18 protein-coding genes are annotated in these 19,609 nt (G+C 46.8%); 11 read left to right on the forward strand and 7 right to left on the reverse strand.

All coding sequences use genetic code 11. From position 1 onward, the window contains the following. Positions 1–49 precede the first annotated feature (49 nt). Entirely contained in the window at positions 50–1,903 is a 1,854-nt protein-coding gene (locus tag VXQ11_RS13460) for a cation:proton antiporter (RefSeq protein WP_416706257.1), read from the reverse strand. Positions 1,904–1,978: 75 nt separating this feature from the next. Continuing rightward, complete coding sequence (locus VXQ11_RS13465; RefSeq protein WP_416706258.1) at positions 1,979–4,201, reverse strand: primosomal protein N'; 2,223 nt, start codon at positions 4,199–4,201, stop codon at positions 1,979–1,981. 150 nt (positions 4,202–4,351) lie between these two features. Here VXQ11_RS13465 and gspF point away from each other — a divergent pair, with 150 nt between their 5' ends. From gspF to VXQ11_RS13480, 3 genes are all read left to right on the forward strand, one after another. Then, positions 4,352–5,557, forward strand: coding sequence for a type II secretion system inner membrane protein GspF (gspF, locus tag VXQ11_RS13470; protein ID WP_416681132.1), 1,206 nt, complete (start codon positions 4,352–4,354; stop codon positions 5,555–5,557). A gap of 75 nt (positions 5,558–5,632) precedes the next feature. Beyond that, positions 5,633–6,067: a type II secretion system major pseudopilin GspG gene (gene gspG / locus VXQ11_RS13475; RefSeq protein WP_064094932.1), complete on the forward strand. Its 435-nt coding sequence runs from the start codon at positions 5,633–5,635 to the stop codon at positions 6,065–6,067. Positions 6,068–6,351: 284 nt separating this feature from the next. Further along, entirely contained in the window at positions 6,352–6,687 is a 336-nt protein-coding gene (locus VXQ11_RS13480; protein ID WP_064094931.1) for a hypothetical protein, read from the forward strand. A 156-nt stretch (positions 6,688–6,843) separates the two neighbouring features. Here VXQ11_RS13480 and lnt read toward each other — a convergent pair whose 3' ends face one another. Both lnt and VXQ11_RS13490 read right to left on the reverse strand, forming a co-directional pair. Further along, a complete protein-coding gene (gene lnt, locus VXQ11_RS13485) occupies positions 6,844–8,403 on the reverse strand; it encodes an apolipoprotein N-acyltransferase (protein WP_064094930.1) in 1,560 nt (519 codons plus the stop codon). Beyond that, entirely contained in the window at positions 8,400–9,239 is an 840-nt protein-coding gene (locus tag VXQ11_RS13490) for an HlyC/CorC family transporter (protein ID WP_416706259.1), read from the reverse strand. The genes lnt and VXQ11_RS13490 overlap by 4 nt, the downstream gene beginning before the upstream one ends. 200 nt (positions 9,240–9,439) lie before the next feature. On the opposite strand from VXQ11_RS13490, the gene tusA reads away from it, so the two are divergent. After that, a complete protein-coding gene (tusA, locus tag VXQ11_RS13495) occupies positions 9,440–9,700 on the forward strand; it encodes a sulfurtransferase TusA (RefSeq protein ID WP_416706260.1) in 261 nt (86 codons plus the stop codon). 99 nt (positions 9,701–9,799) lie between these two features. On the opposite strand, the gene VXQ11_RS13500 is transcribed toward tusA, so the two are convergent. Then, on the reverse strand, positions 9,800–11,512 hold the full coding sequence (locus VXQ11_RS13500; protein WP_416706261.1) for a 4Fe-4S dicluster domain-containing protein: 1,713 nt from the start codon (positions 11,510–11,512) through the stop codon (positions 9,800–9,802). Positions 11,513–11,698: 186 nt separating this feature from the next. Between VXQ11_RS13500 and VXQ11_RS13505 the strand changes: the two genes are divergently transcribed. From VXQ11_RS13505 to VXQ11_RS13525, 5 genes are all read left to right on the forward strand, one after another. Then, on the forward strand, positions 11,699–12,310 hold the full coding sequence (locus tag VXQ11_RS13505; RefSeq protein ID WP_416706262.1) for a DUF1285 domain-containing protein: 612 nt from the start codon (positions 11,699–11,701) through the stop codon (positions 12,308–12,310). 49 nt (positions 12,311–12,359) lie between these two features. Next, entirely contained in the window at positions 12,360–13,232 is an 873-nt protein-coding gene (gene murI, locus VXQ11_RS13510) for a glutamate racemase (RefSeq protein ID WP_064094926.1), read from the forward strand. Positions 13,233–13,347: 115 nt separating this feature from the next. Next, complete coding sequence (locus tag VXQ11_RS13515; protein WP_064094925.1) at positions 13,348–14,376, forward strand: DUF4062 domain-containing protein; 1,029 nt, start codon at positions 13,348–13,350, stop codon at positions 14,374–14,376. 65 nt (positions 14,377–14,441) lie between these two features. Further along, positions 14,442–15,455: a ferrochelatase gene (gene hemH, locus VXQ11_RS13520; protein WP_416706263.1), complete on the forward strand. Its 1,014-nt coding sequence runs from the start codon at positions 14,442–14,444 to the stop codon at positions 15,453–15,455. 22 nt (positions 15,456–15,477) lie between these two features. Continuing rightward, complete coding sequence (locus tag VXQ11_RS13525; protein WP_416706264.1) at positions 15,478–16,122, forward strand: MBL fold metallo-hydrolase; 645 nt, start codon at positions 15,478–15,480, stop codon at positions 16,120–16,122. Positions 16,123–16,755: 633 nt separating this feature from the next. Here the strand turns inward: VXQ11_RS13525 and VXQ11_RS13530 are convergent. Then, positions 16,756–16,929 (reverse strand): DNA gyrase inhibitor YacG, encoded by a 174-nt coding sequence (locus VXQ11_RS13530; protein WP_416681124.1) that lies wholly within the window; start codon positions 16,927–16,929, stop codon positions 16,756–16,758. 85 nt (positions 16,930–17,014) lie between these two features. On the opposite strand from VXQ11_RS13530, the gene VXQ11_RS13535 reads away from it, so the two are divergent. Then, positions 17,015–17,659 (forward strand): SAM-dependent methyltransferase, encoded by a 645-nt coding sequence (locus VXQ11_RS13535; RefSeq protein WP_416706276.1) that lies wholly within the window; start codon positions 17,015–17,017, stop codon positions 17,657–17,659. A 4-nt stretch (positions 17,660–17,663) separates the two neighbouring features. Next, positions 17,664–18,863 (forward strand): TIGR03862 family flavoprotein, encoded by a 1,200-nt coding sequence (locus tag VXQ11_RS13540; RefSeq protein WP_416706265.1) that lies wholly within the window; start codon positions 17,664–17,666, stop codon positions 18,861–18,863. 149 nt (positions 18,864–19,012) lie between these two features. Here the strand turns inward: VXQ11_RS13540 and VXQ11_RS13545 are convergent, their stop codons facing one another. Next, positions 19,013–19,600, reverse strand: coding sequence for a hypothetical protein (locus VXQ11_RS13545; RefSeq protein WP_416681121.1), 588 nt, complete (start codon positions 19,598–19,600; stop codon positions 19,013–19,015). Positions 19,601–19,609 lie beyond the last annotated feature (9 nt).

Here is a 19,609-nt window from a genome sequence, read left to right on the forward strand (position 1 = left end):
AAATTCTCCATAACCCTGTTTTAATGGTGTCATTATTGTAAAACACAAGTTATGACAGATCATCCCTTAACATATCAATTGTTACGCTGTTTGTATCTGGTTGCTGCGACATCTCTGGTTTTGGCACTTTATAGCGTTGATCTTGAGCAAATAGATACTCCAGTTCAGCCAAACTGTTCCGGTAGTTTTTATCTTTTGAATGTTGATCTGGATCCAGATCATACTGGCTACTTAAAAGCTGTTCATCCTGTTCACGGAAGTTCTGGACCTGTAACTGGCTGTCTTTGGAGTTAGTATTGAGCTGGTCTAATAAGGCGCAACTCAATTCTAATGCAGAAAGGTAGGTTTCACGCCAGATGTGTTGCACGCCCAAATCCTGTAATAACTGCACATGATGCCGGTCACGGGCGCGAACCCATAAACTGATTTCAGGATAATTCAGCCGCAGATGCCGCACGATCAACATTGAGTCTTCAATATCATCAATGGCGACAATGACCTGTTGCGCCGTGGCAACCCTTGCCTGCATCAAGGCTGCCGGTTCTGTCGCATCTGCCTGATAGAAAGGGATATCGTACTGCGCCAGAAGCTCAGTGGCTGGCACAGTGCTATCCATGACACTAAATGCATGCTGTTGTTGCAGTAAAATCCGGGCAATGATCTGTCCGAAGCGGCCAAAGCCAATCAGCAGGATTGGCGTATGGGCTTGAGGATTAATATCAGTTTCAAAAGTCGCTGCCAGATGATTGTGGCGATCCAGACGCGGTAAGATCTGACTGTGCAATAACCAATAAAATGCGGGGGTCAGCAGCAAGGAAAAACTCACCATCCACAGCAAGGGAGAGAGCAGATCACCCGTAATAATCTGGTCGGATACTGCAATCATCAGTGCCAGTAAGGCAAATTCGCCACCTTGTGCCAAACTGGCTGCCAGCAGGGTAGTATTGCGCCAACTATTTTGATGATAACGCGCCAATGTCAGGTTGATTGCAAACTTGACCAAGATCAAAGCTAAAGTGCCACCGAGAATGACCCAGGGGAAATTAAGCAGATCAGGTAAGTGCAGTGACATGCCCAGACTGATAAAGGCCAGGCCCATCAACAGGCCCTGAAAAGGCCGAATCGTGCTTTCTACCGCTGGCCTGAAATCTGAATCTGCCAGTAAAATTCCGGCAAACAAGGCTCCCAGGAATAGATTTATTCCGAGAGTATTCATTAATACCAATAATGCCAAGATCACTGTGACTGTCACAATGACATGTAGTTCATGACCGCCGCTTTTGGCAATCCAGCGATATAGCGGTTGCATCAGGTAACGATTACACAGGAACAGACCGCTCAATGTCGCGATGAGGGCAGCAAAGTAGGCCACGCCATGTTCAGTCGAGCGAATCCCGGCAAATAAGGGAATGGCTGCAATTACCAGAATGGCCAACAAAGCATGAACCAGTAGAATCGAATAGGTCTGTTGACCATAATTGGTGGCAAACTGTTGCTGGTTGTTCAAATGTTGAATGACTAGTGTCATGGCAGATAAACTGCCGGCGAGCCCAATCACGATACTAGCAAGCAGACCTTGCTGCAAAAAGATCCATGCCATCAAACTGAAAATCAGCGCGCTGGTCAGTACCTGTAAAGTTGCCATCATCCATAGGGTGGGATGGATCTGGAGGATGCGTTGTGGTCTTAGTTGCAGGCCGATCCAGAACATCAGGGCCATCAGGCTGACTTGCATGAAGCTACGCATGACTTCGGGTGCCTGAATCAGATGCAAAAGGCCTGGGCTCAAGATAATTCCTGTTAACAGATAGCCCAGCACACTTGGCAACCTGAGCCTTTTACTCAGTGGCACCATCAACAGTGCAATGACCAGAACCAGTGTTATTTGTAACAGTATCGACATTTTCCTGCCCTAAATTTATGCTTGATCCAGACTCGCAGTTTCGTATTCTAGAGCGACCCTCAGGCGCAATATCTCTTAGCTCAGTTCCTGAGGGTCGATGTCCAGCGTGAGCTTCATGCTGGAAGGCTTGTCCTGCAGCATGTTTTGCCACCAGCTGCGCACATAGTAATGCAGACGTGGACGATCCGCTGACAATAGCACCATATGTGACTGATAGCGTCCAGCCTTACGTTCCATTGGCGCAGGAATCGGTCCCCAGATGTCCAGCACCAGATCGGGATATTGCCTGAGAAGAGCTGCATGTTTCTGTAAGAATTCGGTATTTTGTGCCTGATCCTTGGATTCACAGCGAATTAGGATGGCATAACGGTAGGGCGGCATCTGGGCCATCTGCCGTTCTTTTAAGGTCTGCTGGGCAAACACGCGATAATTTTCATTGACCAGGGTATTTAGTAGGGCATGATCAGGCCTGAGCGTTTGCAAATAGACATCGCCTTTGTGTTCACCACGTCCGGCCCGGCCAGCCACCTGCACGATCAGTTGTGCAGTCCGTTCAGTAGCACGGAAATCAACACTGAGCAGACCGGAATCGATATCCAGAATCGCCACCAGCGTCACATAAGGAAAATGATGGCCTTTGGCCAGCATCTGGGTGCCGAGCAGAATTGCCGGTTCGCTTTTCTGAATCTTGTCATAGATTTTCTGCCAGCTGCCGACCCGACTGGTGGAATCGCGATCGACCCGAATCACCTCAAAATCCGGAAAGAGTTCATTCAGATGTTCTTCGACTTTGCCGGTGCCCATGCCCAGTGTAACCAGTTCCTGATGCTGACATTGCGGGCAGTGTTCCGGCATCCGGTGAATGGTACCGCAATGATGACAATGCAGATGCTGATAAGGCTGACGGTGTACAGTGAAGTTGGCATCACAGTGCGGACATTGCGCCTGCCAGCCACAGCTCCCACAAAGCAGAACGGGGGCATAGCCACGGCGGTTTAAAAAAATCAGCACCTGTTCCTTTTTCTCCAGACGCTTTTTGATGTCCTGAATCAGTTGCAGGCTAATCCCATGCTGCTTCTGTGTGACTTTTAAATCCAGAATATGGATTTTGGGCATCAAGGCTGTGCCGGCACGCTGGTTCAGCTCCAGTGCCTGCATCTTGCCATGTTGCACCAGCGCATAACTGTCAATGCTTGGTGTGGCTGACCCTAAGATTACCGGACATTGCTGTAAATGGCCGCGGTACAGGGCGACATCTCGGGCATGATAGCGGAAGCCTTCCTGCTGTTTAAAGGACAGGTCATGTTCTTCATCCAGAATGATCAGGCCCAGATTCGGCATTGGCGTATAAATGGCGGAACGTGTACCCAGCACAATCGAGGCTTTGCCGGTTTCCGCCGACTGCCAGGCTTGTAGCCGTTTGGAATCATTCAGCCCGGAATGCAGCAGCGCAATATGGCAATGAAAACGGGACTGAAAACGGCTGATGGTTTGCGGCGTCAGGCCGATTTCCGGCACCAGCACCAGCACCTGTTTGCCCTGTTTCAGTACCTGTTCCATGATCTGCAAATACACTTCAGTTTTACCGCTACCGGTCAGACCATCCAGTAAAAAAGCCTGATATTGATTGCGATATTTTAATACCTGTTCGACTGCATGTTTTTGTTCAGGATTGGCCGTTAGCGGCATCTGTGCCAGTTGCATCGGCTGCGGACTGAAATCTTGTGGCTCCAGCACACAGGCGCAAATCTCTTTTTTCTCCAGTGCTTTTAAGGTCGCGGTTTCAATCCCGGCCATGTTGAGCACAGTTTCAGTGGTCCCGACCGGATGCAGTTTTAAAATCCGGTAAGCTTCCTGCTGCTTGTCCGAACGGCGTACTTTGGCCTCGGCATTAGTGTCCAGGAGCTTCCAAGTACGGGCCAGCAGGTTATAAGGCTTACCCTGGCGCAGCAGGGTCGGCAGGGCACTGTGGACGACTTCACCGATCGGAAACTGATAATACTGTGCTGACCATGTCAACAAACTTAAAACTTTGCTATCTATAATGGCACGTTCATCGAGCAGTTCGGTCACAGCCTTAAGTTTAAAGCGCGGGTCGAGAGGAGTGTCTGCGGACAGTTTTTCGATAATCACCCCGACCAGATTCTGCCGGCCAAACGACACCAGTACACGTGCGCCAATCTGCGCCTGTTCAAATTGTTCTACACTCATTGTGTAATCAAAACAATCAAATACATGCACAGGTACAGCAATGCGTACGCGATAAAGTGGACTTGAATCTGGGTGAGAATTTTGCATATCTTGGGGTGGAGATCCTGAAGAAATTTCGTCGTGCTTAAAGTTCGATTATGTTAGAGTGAGCAGATAATTTATATCAAAGAATATGAATGATTTGGGTGGTCTGACGCAACAGCGTTAAGCAAAATTTTGGAAAATTAGAGCATTACAATGCCTGCATATCAGTTTATTGCGCTTGATGCTTCAGGGAAGCAGCAAAAAGGCGTGCTGGAAGGGGATTCTGCGCGTCAGATCCGGCAACAATTACGGGATAAAGCGCTTATTCCAGTCTCTGTCGATCCTATCGAGAAAAAAGACCGGCATTATCGACGAAAATGGTTTGAAAAAAGCCTCACCGCCTATGATCTGGCTCTGATGACCCGGCAGTTATCCGTACTGGTCGCTGCCGCGATTCCATTGGAAGAAGCCATTCGCGCCGTCGGCAAGCAAAGTGAAAAAGTACATGTGCAAAACCTGCTGATGTCAGTGCGCTCAAAAGTACTGGAAGGGCATAGTCTGGCGCAAGGCTTGCAGCAATCAGGACGGTTTCCCGAGCTGTATATTGCCACGATTGCGGCCGGTGAGCGTTCCGGGCATCTGGATCTTATTCTGGACCAACTGGCAGACTATACCGAAAATCGTTTCGCCATGCAGAAAAAAATTCAAGGTGCAATGATCTATCCGATTATCCTGATGCTGATGTCCTTTGCAATCGTGATGGGACTGATGACCTATGTGGTGCCGGATATCGTCAAGACCTTTGACCAGAGTAAAGATGCCCTGCCCTGGATTACCGTGGCCTTGATGAAAGCCAGTGATTTTATCCGCCTTGCCTGGCCATTTTTATTGATCGGTGGAGCTTTGGGGATTTTCCTGTTGGTCCGGTTTTTAAGAACCACCGCCGGGCATTATGCCTTTGACCGTCTGACTTTAAAGCTGCCGCTATTTGGGAAACTATCACGCGGGATTAATGCCGCGCGTTTTGCCAGTACCTTATCCATTTTGACCCAGTCTGGCGTGCCGCTAGTCGATGCATTGCGCATTGGAGCTGCGGTCAGCAATAACTGGGTAATCCGTGATGCGGTGAATCTGGCTGCTGAAAAAGTGACCGAAGGCGGTAACCTGGCAACCCAACTGGAACGCAGTGGTTATTTCCCGCCGATGATGGTACAAATGATCAGAAGTGGCGAGGCATCCGGTGAACTCGACCGAATGCTGGAGCGTGCTTCACAGATGCAGGATCGTGAAGTGACCACCCTGATTTCAACTTTACTGGCTTTGCTGGAACCTTTAATGCTGGTTCTGATGGCCAGTATTGTTCTGGTCATTGTGATAGCAGTAATGCTGCCAATTGTGAATATGAATAATATGATTTAAACAGTAACCAGTTAGAATTTTGCTGTGATCAAGATTCAAGTGGTCTGAATAATGCAAATGAATGAGAGAGAGTGAATGAAAAGGAAACAATTAAATAAACAGACAGGCTTTACCTTAATCGAAGTCATGGTGGTGATTGTTATTCTTGGTGTGCTGGCTGCGCTGATCGTTCCGAACGTGATGGGGCGCGGTGAAAAAGCCAAAGTAGATACCACCGTGATCAAGTTACAGAGCATTGCAGGTTCACTGGATCAATATAAGCTCGATAATGGTAAATATCCAAGCATGCAGGAAGGTGGTCTGGATGCACTGGTGAACCAGCCAGCGACTGCAAAAAACTGGATGCCGGGTGGTTATGTCAAAGGCGGTTTTCCAAAAGATAGCTGGGATAATGAACTGCAATATGTGATTCCGGGTACCGACGGCCGAAGCTTCGATCTGTATTCATTTGGGGCAGATGGTCAAGCGGGCGGTGAAGGAACAGATGCCGATATTTATTATCAGCCATAATCGAGAATCATTATAAATTCTCACTGAATGGAATATATCACTTCACTTCATAGCTTATTTTTGTGTTAAGTGAAGTGATAATAGGTATTAATTATAAAATACAATATAAGTTTTTGAAAATTATATAAATTAAATAATAGAAACGATATGCGAGTTATAATAAGAATTATTCCCATGTTTATCTATTACAATTCTCGTAAGATATGAATAAAGCTACACTTTCTATTTATTTGAAAAAGCTCATAATGCTCTGAAAGGCACCTGACTCGCCAACGGAGAAACATATGAAAGCATTTATCTTGAAAGATGAAATCAACCAATTTCACTGGTTGATGCTGAAATCTGTTCTTCTGGTTTTAAGCATGTTGCCGGTCAGTCAGGGAATCGTTCATTTATGGCAGAGCACCGAAGGTAGCAGCCAGATTATGGTGGCTTTCTTTGCCATCAGTTTGATGAGCAGTTTAATGGCTCTATGTTTCTGGTCAGCATTAAATGCGAGTGTTATTCGCATTCAGGCCGAGCAAAGCTCAGCATTTGAACAGGCTGTAGTTCACATTTATCGTCATGTACCGATGCTGTCTTTAGCCAGCATGCTCTGTTATCTGGCAGTGCAGTTTTAAGTTTTTGAAAGAAATAAAAAAACCGAGGCATTGACCTCGGTTTTTTATTGCCTTGAGCGTTTCTCCCTTTATTAACGGGAGTTTAGGAGAGGTTGATAAGATACTATATTCAAGAATCCCCTAAGTCCCCCTTTGTAAAAGGGGGACTTGAAGAAATTACCGTCTAGATTTAAAGCTGACATCCACTTTACGTGGACGGAAGCGCCAGCCCACTAGCAAGAGCAGAACCGAGAAGATCAGGACCGGCCAGTCGCTGAGTTTCATATACGGGGTTTCGCCCTGCATGGCTGGAAGTTCACCACGTAATACCGCTTCCTGATCCATCGGGGCTTTTTTCACAATATGACCATTGTGATCAATAAACGCAGTCACACCAGTATTGGTGGCACGGATAAACCAGCGGCCATTTTCTTTGGCACGCATTTGCACCATCTGCAGATGCTGTAGCGGCCCTGCTGTACCGGTAAACCAGGCATCATTAGATACGGTTACCAGAAAATCACTCTGGCTGGCATTACGGCGGGTCAAATTAGGATAAGCCACCTCATAGCAAATCGCAGAACCCAAAGGATGATTTTTTACATTCAACGGTTCTTGATGATCTGTACCCCGAGTAAAACCACTCATGGACGGATCATTCTGTAAACCCGGCAATACCCAGCTTAACCAGCCTGACAAGGGAATATATTCACCAAACGGAACCAGACGCTGTTTCTTGTACAGCCCATCCGACTCATCTCCGCTCGCCATAATGCTGTTGTAATATTTTGGATAGCCCGCAGTCTGCGATTCGGCCAAATCCCAATACGGTATGCCAGTCACCCAGGCAGTTCCGGATTTTTCGGCCTGGACTTTCATGGCTTCCAGAAAGGCTTCAATATCAGTCTGGAACATAGGAATCGAAGATTCCGGCCAGACGATCAGATCTCGGCCCCATTCGGTTTTGCTCAGATTGGCATAAATCAGTAAGGTCTTTACCTGATATTCTGTCAGCCATTTCAGGTCCTGCGGAATATTGCCCTGAATCAGGGAAACAGTTAAAGGCTTTTGATTTTTCTGCTCAACAAACGTCAGCTGTGCTGCACCCCAGGCACCGAGTAACAAGATGGCTGAAGGAATCGCCCAGAACAGGCGTCTATTCAGGATTTCAACCAGCGCACAGGCCAGAATGATCACCACAAAAGAAACCCCGAATACGCCGAATAAGGGCGCATAGGCATCCAGATAGCGTTCAGTAAAGGCATAGCCTGCGAAAAGCCATGGGAACCCGGTAAATACCCAGGTCTTGGCCCATTCAAACAGTACCCAGAGCGGGGCAAAGGTTAAAGGGGTTTCCGGGAAAAAGCGCCGGTAAACAAAACATTGAACAGCACTAAACAGACCCATCACCAGCGCCATGATCAGGATCATCACAATGCTCAGAAAGGCACTGGTATCGCCATAGACATGGATGGAGGTATAGAGCCAGAAAGCACCCACAAACCACAAGCCGATCCCGTAAGCCCAGCCAATACCAAAGGCCTGTTTTGCGCTACGTCCACGCAAGCAGGCATAGAGCAGGGCCGGAGACAGAATGGCTAGCCACCAGTAATGATAAGGAGCCAGTGCCAAGCTGAAGATGGCACCTGCAAATAAGGCAATTAAGACAGGATAGATCAGCGGCAAGGTTTTCTGCCGCTGAGAAGAACTCAACAGCTTATCGAAATACGCTCTCATTGGCGCACGGCTCGAATCAGGTGAATAGAACGTGAATCTGCCTCAAGAATGGTAAACTGCCAGTCTTCCAGTTCAATGGTCTGACCTTCAAGATCATTCACCAGACCAATTTCCTGTAATAACAAGCCGCCCATGGTTTCCACTTCATCATCAGGGAAATTCGTATCCAGCATATTGTTGAAATACTCGATCGGAGTCAGGGCCTGGACTATCCAGGTATTTGCAGTAGTCGGGTCGTTATCCGGAACAATGTACTGTGCTTCTTCGTCGGTATTGTCATGTTCATCTTCAATTTCACCGACAATCTCTTCCAGAATATCTTCCAGTGTCACCAGACCCGAAGTCGTACCGTATTCATCAATCACTACGGCAATGTGTGTCTGGGTATTTTTCAGCATGCGCAGTACCTGATCGGAACGGGCACTTTCTGGAACAAACAAAGGCTGGCGCATGAGCGCGCGAATATCGACTTTGGTGGTCGGCTCGGTCAGAAAAGGCAATAAATCCTTGGCCAGCAGAATTCCGACTACATTGTCGGTCTGATCGGATGAGAATACCGGAAAGCGTGAATGTGCAGACTCGACCAGCACATGCAGGATATCCAGTAGTTGGTCATCTTCCTGCAAGCTGATCATGGACGTACGGGGCGTCATGACTTCACGAATTTTGGTTGCCGGGAGGTCAAGTACACCCTCAAGCATGGCAACAGTATCGGGTTCTAAAAATCGACGTGAATCTTGTACTAATTTTAGCAGTTCGTCGCGAGTTTCGGGTGCAGTTCCCAGCCATTTGCGTAAACCGCGCATACCCCACGACGGGCCTGATTCCTCGTGCATGATTTTTCCTGAAGACTCTTAATATCTAAAAAAACGTGGTTTTATCATACCGCAGAAAATACGCTTGTCTATTGTAAATATGATGTGCAGTCTTGATCGCGTGAGTCAGTGCCGATTTTAAACCTGGACCTACATCCAAAGCAGTCCTGTAATCGCAGGTTTATGTTAAAATATAATGTCTTTTCATCCTGAGTATTTCGATGTCCTCCACTGAAATTATTCCAAGCCTGCAATTGAATACCCGAGGTTTACGTTGTCCTGAGCCGGTAATGATGTTGCATCAGGCGATCCGTAAATCCAAGGCAGGTGATGTGGTTGAGGTGTTTGCCACGGATAATTCAACGTCTTGGGATATTCCAAAATTCTGTATGCATCTGGGGCATGAATTGCTATTGCAGGAAGAGCGACTGGATAAAAATGGCAATAAAGAATTTCATTATTTGGTGAAAAAAGGCGGCTAATTCTGCCAAAAATTTATGCATTTCATGTACTGATAATTTTGAATTGATCTTGAAAATAAACCCGCTCTGAGGCGGGTTTATTTTATTTTGATTTATAACTTACATATTTGGATAGTTCGGACCACCGCCACCTTCCGGTGTTACCCAGGTGATGTTCTGGGAAGGATCCTTGATGTCACAGGTCTTGCAGTGCACACAGTTGGCTGCATTGATCTGGAAGCGCTTGGAACCGTCATTATTTTCCATGATTTCATAGACACCCGCCGGGCAGTAACGCTGTGCAGGCTCATCCCATTTCGGCAGGTTCACTTCAACCGGAATGGACGGGTCAGTCAGTTTCAAATGCGAAGGCTGGTTTTCTTCATGGACCGTGTTCGATACAAATACCGAAGACAGGCGGTCAAAGGTCAGCTTGCCATCCGGTTTTGGATAGGTCGGCTTGAAGTTCACTGCATCGACAGTTTTCAATGCCTTGAAGTCAGGCAGCAGGTCATGCAGGGTGAATGGCACTTTAAACACGTTCTGGTCGATGAAGTTGAATGCACCACCCATCCATTGACCGAACTTGTGCATCGCCGGGCCAAAGTTACGCGAGCTGTACAGCTCCTCTTTCAGCCAGCTATGGTTGAACTTGTCGGTATAAGCAGTCAGTTCCTTAACAAAGAAATCTTCGCCTTCTACCACACGTGCCACCGCCAGATCACCACCTTTTTCTACACCGGCAGCAATCGCTTCAAATACCGCTTCACCGCAGAGCATGCCGGATTTCATTGCCGTATGAGAGCCCTTGATCTTGGCGAAGTTCAGGAAGCCGGCATCATCTCCAATTAACGAGCCACCTGGGAAGGTGAATTTTGGCAGTGAGTTAAAACCACCTTTGGTCACGGCACGGGCACCATAAGAAATACGCTTGCCGCCTTCCAGATACTGCTTGATCAGTGGATGGGTTTTCCAGCGCTGCATTTCCATGAACGGATACATATGCGGGTTTTCATAAGAAAGATCCACGATCATGCCCAGGGTCACCTGGTTGTTCTCGGCGTGGTACAACCACCAGCCACCTGAAGAACCGGTTTCATTCAATGGCCAGCCGGCACCATGCATCACCAGGCCCGGCTTATGCTTGGTAGGATCGATTTCCCAGAGTTCCTTAATCCCGATACCGTAATGCTGCGGATCCGCATCCTTGTCCAGGTTGAATTTCTGGATCAGGCGTTTACCCAAATGACCACGGCAACCTTCAGCAAATAACGTGTATTTGGCATGCAGTTCATAACCCGGAGTAAAGTTATGCGTCGGTTCACCATCCTTGCCAATACCCATGTCACCGGTCTGGATGCCTTTTACCGTGCCATCTTCATGATAAAGAATCTCAGAGGCTGCAAAGCCCGGGAAGATTGACACTTCCAGTTCTTCAGCTTTCTGGCCTAACCAGCGCACCACATTGCCAAGCGAGATGACATAGTTGCCATCATTGTGCATGGTTTTAGGCACCATCCAGTGCGGTGCTTCCTGTGATTTTTCATCTGACAGCAGGAAGAAGGTTTTATCTTCAGTTACCGGGACATTCAGCGGGGCACCCTGTTCTTTCCAGTCCGGGAACAATTCGTTCATGGCACGTGGTTCAAGCACTGCACCAGACAGAATATGCGCACCGACTTCGGAGCCTTTTTCTACGACACAAACGGACAGATCGTTTAAGTTGTTTTCAATTGCAAGTTGACGGATTTTGATCGCAGCAGAAAGACCCGCAGGGCCTGCGCCTACGATGACGACGTCAAACTCCATCGATTCACGTTCGATGTGTTCCATGTAGGACTCCTCATATTACTATTCGGTGGCAACCATAATCATATGATTGGGTGCTGCCATAAGTGTTCTTGGTTCCTAGACACAAAAGTACTGGTGTCTTTGATAATCTGGGCTAGTATAGTTTTAAACCCAGTTTTAGCCAATTGGCTGAAACATATTATTTTTCCGTCATTAAGGTCTTCTTTTATGGATAAGCCAGTAGCCAGCACAAATCCGACGAAAAAAGTAACTTCTTCCGATGATAAAAATTTAATGGATATCGCACAATACTTAAAAGATGCACAGGGCAGTCACAAAAGGTCAATACCCCCTTTGGAGCAATGGCAGCCAAAGCATTGTGGCACAATGGATCTCAAGGTTTTAGCCAATGGAGAATGGTGGCACGAAGGTCAATTGATCAAGCGTCAGCCCATGATTGACCTATTTGCAACGGTGCTCTGGAAAGAAAACGATAAATTCTATCTAAAAACACCGGTAGAAATGATTGAAATTGAAGTTGAAGATGAACCTTTATTTGTCAATCAGGTCGATCGGGTTGAGATCAATGGAGTGAACTATCTGCAACTGGGCACGACTACCCAAGACCTGATTATTGTCGATGCCGAACATCCGATTTTTATGCGTGAATACAAAGGTGAGTTGCGGCCTTATGTGCATGTGCGTTTCGGGATTAATGCCCTGATTCAGCGTGCGGCATTTTTACATTTGGTCGAGATGGGAGAGCTTGGAGAAAATCCGGCAGGTGCAACTGTTTTAAGTTTGAAAAGTGGCGATTTAGACTTGCATTTGAGCACCTGAGGTTTAAGCTTGTTCGCTAGAATTTTAGCAACAAGCCCCCTGCAACGTTATGAGCGCTATTCAACCAATTTCCAAGCTATTGGACCCGATGCCTAATGCCACGGCAGATGCCCCGATTGGTATTTTTGACTCAGGCGTAGGCGGCTTGTCGGTCGCCCTAGAAATTGCCCGGTATTTACCCAATGAGCGCTTTGTCTATTATGCAGATACTGCCCATGTTCCTTATGGGCCGAGAGAGGATCAGGAGATCCGCACCCTGACGGCTCAGGCGATTGAATGGCTGTATCGTCAGGGTTGTAAAGTTGCAGTGGTGGCTTGCAATACCGCTTCCGCTTTTAGTCTGGATTATTTACGCGAGCATTATGGTGAAAACTTTCCGATTATCGGTTTGGTGCCCGCACTTAAGCCGGCCGTCCTGAATACCCAGTCAAAAACGGTTGCAGTACTGGCTACACCTGCAACCTTCCGCGGCCAGCTGATTAAAGATGTGATTACCCGTTTTGCCGAACCTGCTCAAGTCAAAGTCCTGCCGGTCACCAGTCTGGAGCTGGTGCCTTTTGTGGAGGCCGGAGAGCAGATGAGTGAAGCCTGCTTGCAGACATTAAAAGAGATTTTACAACCTGTTATAGATCAAGGCGCTGACTATTTAGTGCTTGGATGTACACATTACCCCTTCCTAAAATCGTCAATTCAGTATATTTTTGGTCAAAAGCTGACATTAATTGACTCAGGATTCGCAGTTGCAAGACAAACGGCCCGAATTTTAATTAAAAATGGGTTATTATTTGAGCATAAGTCTGGCAAAAGTGTAACGATTGAACTGGTGGTGAGTGGGCAGAATGCTGAACAGCTCCGACCGATTTTGCAGCACCTGATTCCGGCCGATATAAAATGGCAGGTCAGTAATATGAGTGCAGTCTAAAGCTCATTTTTATAATTTAAAAAGAACTATATTTTTTAATTGGGGTGGCCATATTGCGTAAGGAAACATGTACTTATGCATGTTTACGCAAATGTACAGGAGAAGAGGATAGCCCATGCTGGATAAACGATACCAAGTGTTCATCTCAACCTCTGGGGCAGAAATGCAACCGGAGCGTATCATTTTGTCTCAAACACTGGTGGGAATGGGATTTTTCTCGTGGGGGCTGGAACAGCGTACACCGCTGAATACTGCATTTGCACGCCGCCAGATTGATGACTGTGATTATGTCGTGATTTTGCTGGGTAGCCAGTATGGGGAGCAGTCAGTTTCGGGTGTCGGCTATATGCATCTCGAATATATTTATGCAGTGACCAAGCAAAAGCCGATTATTGTATTTATGCATGATGATCCGGCTTCACGTGAAAGTGCATTGCATGATGCCAAACCGGAATTAAAAGAAAAATTCAGGGAATTCCGTCAACTGCTACAGCAGGAAGTGGATCAGGTATTTACTTACCGTAGCCTGCGCGATCTGGAAATGGCAGTGCGTTTTAATATGCCACAGATGCTGGAGCGCTATCCGGTAACGGGCTGGGTACGTCCGCAAAATACCCAAGCCCTGCATGATGAGATTGACCAGCTTAAAGCGAAAGTCGCGCAACTGGAACGTGATGGCGGAACAGCTCAGCTCGATCCATTCTTAAGCTTGCCTAAAGTGGCGATGCATGAAGTTTTTTCTTTTGAATACCGGATGCATGCCTATCAGGATGGTAACTTCAAGGAAATCAAAGTCCAGAAAAAACTCACCTGGGCACAATTATTGGCATTGCTGGGCTCAACCTTTGTCAATCCCACGCCTGAAGAGTTTTTCTCAAAGCGCATGAATGAATATCTGAATGAAACCGGCCTGCCGGATGCGCGGGTGCAGATGCCACGAGCGCATGCTGTCGCGCGTGCCCAGATGAATATTCGTGCCTTGCATAGTTTAAAAATTCAAATGCGCCAGAATGACTGGATTGTGCCATCTGGTCGTGATGACCGCCAGCGCATGCTGTGGCAGATTACCCCAAAAGCGCAAAAGTTGCTGGACAGCAGCTTGCTGGATTTAGATCGTACTTTTCAATATAAGTCAGCGTATTAATCCATAGAGAGAATAAATAAAAAGCTGTTAAAGTACAGGGGTTGATATCCTGACGGACGAACTGAATGTATTCTACTGCTAAAGCGAAAGTGACGATTATATTGGCAAACTTGGGCACACCAGATGAGCCTACGATTCCTGCGGTACGCCGTTTTCTCAAGCAGTTTTTATCCGACCAGCGTGTGATTGAGATTCCCAAACCGATCTGGCAAATCATCCTGCGCTTATTCATTTTGCCCTTCCGTCCAAAGCGGGTTTCACAGGCCTATTCACAAGTATGGGGACAGGATTCACCGATGCGTGAAATTCTGTTTGAGCAGGTCAGCGCAGTCAAGACACATCTCACCCAGGTGTATCCACAGTTTGAACTGAATGTGGTACCCGCCATGACCTATGGCAATCCCAGCATTCAGGATGTCTTGGCACAAGTCTCCGCGCAGCCACAGGAACACGTGATTCTATTTCCCCTGTTTCCCCAATATTCAGCCACGTCGACTGCACCTTTATACGATGCAGTGGCGAAATGGGTGGTTCAACAGCGCAATTTACCCGGTTTGACAGTGATCCGGGATTATTATCAACATCCTTTATTTATCCAGTCGCTGGCTCAAAGTGTACGTGACTATCAGGCAATTCATGGTCAGCCAGAGAAATTGTTGATGTCTTTCCACGGCATTCCACAGCCCTATGCCGATAAAGGCGATCCTTATGCCGACCGTTGTCGCATCACGGGTAAATTGGTGGCGGAAGCACTAGGTTTAAATGAAGATCAATATGCGATCAGCTTCCAGTCGCGGTTTGGTAAACAGGAGTGGATCAAGCCCTATACCGATGTTTTACTTGAAGATTGGGCGAAGCAGGGGGTGAAATCCATTCAGGTGATGAGTCCTGCATTTTCTGCGGACTGTCTGGAAACGCTTGAAGAGCTGGCAATAGAAAATGCCGAGACCTTTAAAGCAATGGGTGGCGAAAGCTATCGCTATATTCCGGCATTAAATAGCCGTGAAGATCATTTGCGATTGCTCAATAGTCTGCTTCAGGCTAATCTGGATGCATTGACACAGACACTTGCCCATTAACTTGCCCGAGGTTTTTCACCCCATGTTACAAGTCAAAATTGTTCCAGTTACTGCCTTTCAGCAAAACTGTTCGATCATTTGGGATGCGGACACCAAAGAAGCCATTTTGATTGATGCAGGAGGCGAACCTGAAAAACTGAAAGCTGAAGTGGAAGCATTGGGTTTAAAGGTTAAGGCCTTATGGCTCACTCATGGCCATCTGGATCATGCCGGGGCGGTGGGTGCATTAAAAAAGGCTTGGGATGTACCGGTAATCGGACCGCATAAGGAAGATGCATTCTGGCTTGACATGATTCAGGAAGTTTCGGCACGTTATGGTTTTCCGATTCCGGAAAAAGTCGAAGTGACCCAGTGGCTGGAAGGTGGTGAAGTGCTGACCCTTGGCAATGAAGAATTTGAAGTGCGTTTTGCCCCAGGACATACGCCGGGTCACGTGATGTTCTATAACAAAAATTATGACTTGTTATGGACAGGTGATGTCTTGTTTAAAGGCTCAATTGGCCGCACCGATTTCCCGCGTGGCAACCATCAGCAGCTCTTAGATTCAATTCAGCGTGAATGTTTCAGCCTGCCAGATGAAACTCGATTTATTTCAGGACATGGGCCGATCAGTACCATTGGTTTTGAAAAGCAGCATAATCCTTTTGTTGCAGGTAAAGCGGGTTAAAACTTTGAGCCCGGGATTGATAAGCCAGCTTTATCAGTCCCGTTGAAAGGGCCCGCTATGTAACTGTCTTAATTCCAGCACAATCAGAATGGCTACCAGAATCAGTAAAAAACCAATTGTAATGATCAGAAGATCGAAAAGATAAATCCCAAAACTCAAACTGGCCAGACTGCAGCCGATAAATAGAAAAAAATAAGATTTTTAAGCACCAAAGCCCTATCGCTTTCTCCGTTACATAATTTTTTAATATTTATAGTTATTACCTCTGTTTGCCCAGATAGGCCATTATTTAAATAGCAGTTATTAAGAATAATCTAGGGGATATTATTATCTTGAGAGTATAGCTTGAAAATATTAGTTGTTGTTTTTTATTGATAAACAATTAAATTTTTTATTTGCGGTAAAATGGGTACACTTGTACTTTTATCGGGTAAGGTGAAAACTAGGAGACCTAGTCTATTAACAGGAAAGGATGAGATTTCTCCAAAAATGAATCTGATTGAAGGCTAGCGAACAGCATGCAGTGTGATTTAAAAGGGCCAGAAACTACTCATATTCTATTTATTTAAGGTTAATCAATGGACTTGATTAACCTTGGGATGAATGATTTAAATATAAAGAGCATCTAGCATTTTATTCTTCGCTGTTATCGGCTTGTGGTGCATCCTGGGTAGGCAAACTATATTCTTCATTGGCCCAAGCACCTAGATCAATCATCTTGCAACGTTCTGAGCAAAAAGGACGGAATTTATTATTTTCCCATGTGGTCAGCTTGCCACAGCGCGGACAGTTTAAAGTGGTGGGCATGACAATAACTCCAAAGAAAAATAAAGGTTCGATTAGGCAAATATAGCCGCACTTGTTAGACTTATGCAGTTTTTATTAGTTTGATCTGATTATGCCGATTCGTCAATTTCAAGCACAGCGTATGCATGCGCCCCGTGAGTTTCAAAGCATCAGTCCTGAACCGGTCTGCGTTGAAGTGGGAGCGGGTAAAGGTAAACATGCCTTGTTATTCAGCAAGAACAATCCCGACACTCAACTGATTGCAATTGAACGTACCCGTGAAAAATTTCTGGCGATGCAAAAACAGCATGCTGTTGAGGGTCAAACTAATTTACAAACCGTTCATGCCGATGCTTTACCGTGGATCGTGCATGCACTCTATCCGCAGCAGGTAGAACAATTCTTTATTTTATATCCAAATCCTGAACCGCATAATCCGGCACAGCGTTGGGTCAATATGCCATTTTTTGAGTTTCTGCTTTCGCGCCTGAAAACCGGGGGAACGATTACTTTGGCCAGTAATATTCCTGCCTATATCGAAGAAGCAGAAACACAGGTGCGAGAGCTCTGGAAGCTGCCTTTTGTCAAAGAAGTGATTGCTGCAGATTCGGCGCGTACCCATTTTGAAATTAAATATCTGGAACGTGGCGAATTATGCCAGCAACTGATCATCAGCAAGCCTGAAAGCTATGTAACGCGCTTTGATGATTTCCAGCCTTTACAAGGGCAGAATGCCACCGTAGCGGAATAAGCAGATGAGCAAACGCATTGCTATTGTGGGCGCAGGCCCCGCAGGCTTAATGGCAGCAGAAGTGCTCAGTCAGTTTGGGTATGAGCTGCATGTCTATGAGCAAAAACCGTCTGCTGCACGAAAATTCCTGATGGCAGGCAAGACCGGCCTGAATATTTCCCATGCCGAGCCTGTGCCACAGTTTGTACAGCGTTATGATCAGGTGGAGTGGTTGTCTCCCTGGATCAAACGCTGGGATGCGCTCTGGATTCAAGACTGGATGAAACAGCTCGGTATTGAACCTTATATTGGTTCATCCGGCCGGGTATTCCCGACTGAAATGAAAGCCGCACCCTTGCTGCGTGTCTGGCTCAAGCGTTTGGCCCGTGATGGCGTTCAGTTTCATTACCGGCATAAAGTCAGCCAGTTGCAGCAGCAACAGCTTGAGCTGCATGATCTGAAAAATAATGAACGCCGCACTGAAGATTTTGATGCCATTATTCTGGCTTGTGGTGCAGTGTCCTGGTCAGCGTTGGGTAGTGATGGTGCATGGCAAACCTGGTTAAAGCCGGATGAAATTGAGCCTTTCCAGGCCAGTAATGCCGGAGTGGAATATCCCTGGTCCCGGTTTATGCAGCCAGTCTTTGGTCAGCCGCTGAAACGTGTTGCAGCATGGGTCGGGCAAGGTGAAAAGACCGTTGGCGATATCGTAATTAGCCATTACGGTCTGGAAAGTGGCCTGATCTATAAGCAGGGTCGGAGTTTACGTGAGCAGCTGAAACAGGGCCGAAACATGCAGCTTAGTCTGGATCTTTTTCCTGACCAAAGTGTTGAACAATTGACGAAAAAACTACAGCCAAGCAAGAAGCAGTCTTTAAGTAATGTCTGGCGTAAAGCCGGACTGGATGGTGCCAAGGCGGCTTTAGTACGGGAATTGGTAGCCAAGCCATTATGGCAAGATACTGCTGTATTGGCCAAGCAGATGAAGCATTTGACCATTCCACTCACCGGCTTTCGTCCGATTGAAGAGGCGATCAGCTGTGCCGGTGGTGTAAGGCGTGAAGTGTTGTCAGAACAGCTGCAACTTAAATCCAACCCGTATGTTTTTCTTTGTGGGGAAATGCTGGACTGGGATGCACCGACAGGCGGCTATCTGTTGACCGCCTGTTTTGCCACAGGTCGCGCGGCAGGTGAAGGTGTACATCAGTTTCTCACAGCACATTAACTCATTTTATGGTCAGGACGGACAGGCATTTATACTGAAATACAGCATCAATAGATCTGACCTTGTTGATCCATGCTGTTTTAAAGCTGCGAATAGCTTAGATTGTTTTTGTATTTTATCTAAGCCGTGTGCCATTCTAGCATCCTGGACTATTCCTTCACTTGCCGGGAAGCTGGTTCTTTCTTGGCAAGGTCGGGGTATTGCAAACGCCAGTGTTCCAGCTGCTCTTGGGCATGCAGGTATTTCCCCAGTCCTTTGACGTTCTCACTGGCTTCATTTACAGTCGCTGCCTGAGTCGGCGGACTATTGAGCAACTGTTCCTGATGTTCCCAGTACTGATACATCAACCCTTGAATATAACGGCCCTGTTCGGTTTTCAGCTCTAAGGCTTTTAGCATGTTCAGGGCAGACTGGACATGATCCCGCTGCCGTTGCTGGACAAATTCTGCTGTCATATTTTCATCGTCGCGCATGCTGTTTAACTCTTTTTCCAGATCACTGCTCATTTCCTGAAAACGCTGTTCATAATCCATCAATGCGGCAATATCGTGCGGATCATCGGCAGTTTTGGGAAATTCTTTGAGCGGTTCGGTTTTCAGTTCCTGCATGACCTGATCTGAAGCCATGTTATCTGTTGGAGTTTCAGCTGGAGTTTCGGTCGTTTTCTGGTCACATGCCATCAGAAGCATGGCTGCGGCGAACAGTAGCGTTCGTGTTATTCCTGGTATTTTTTGCATGATCGCCTC

It is taken from the genome of Acinetobacter sp. 197, assembly GCF_048148385.1.
Taxonomy (GTDB): domain Bacteria; phylum Pseudomonadota; class Gammaproteobacteria; order Pseudomonadales; family Moraxellaceae; genus Acinetobacter; species Acinetobacter pecorum.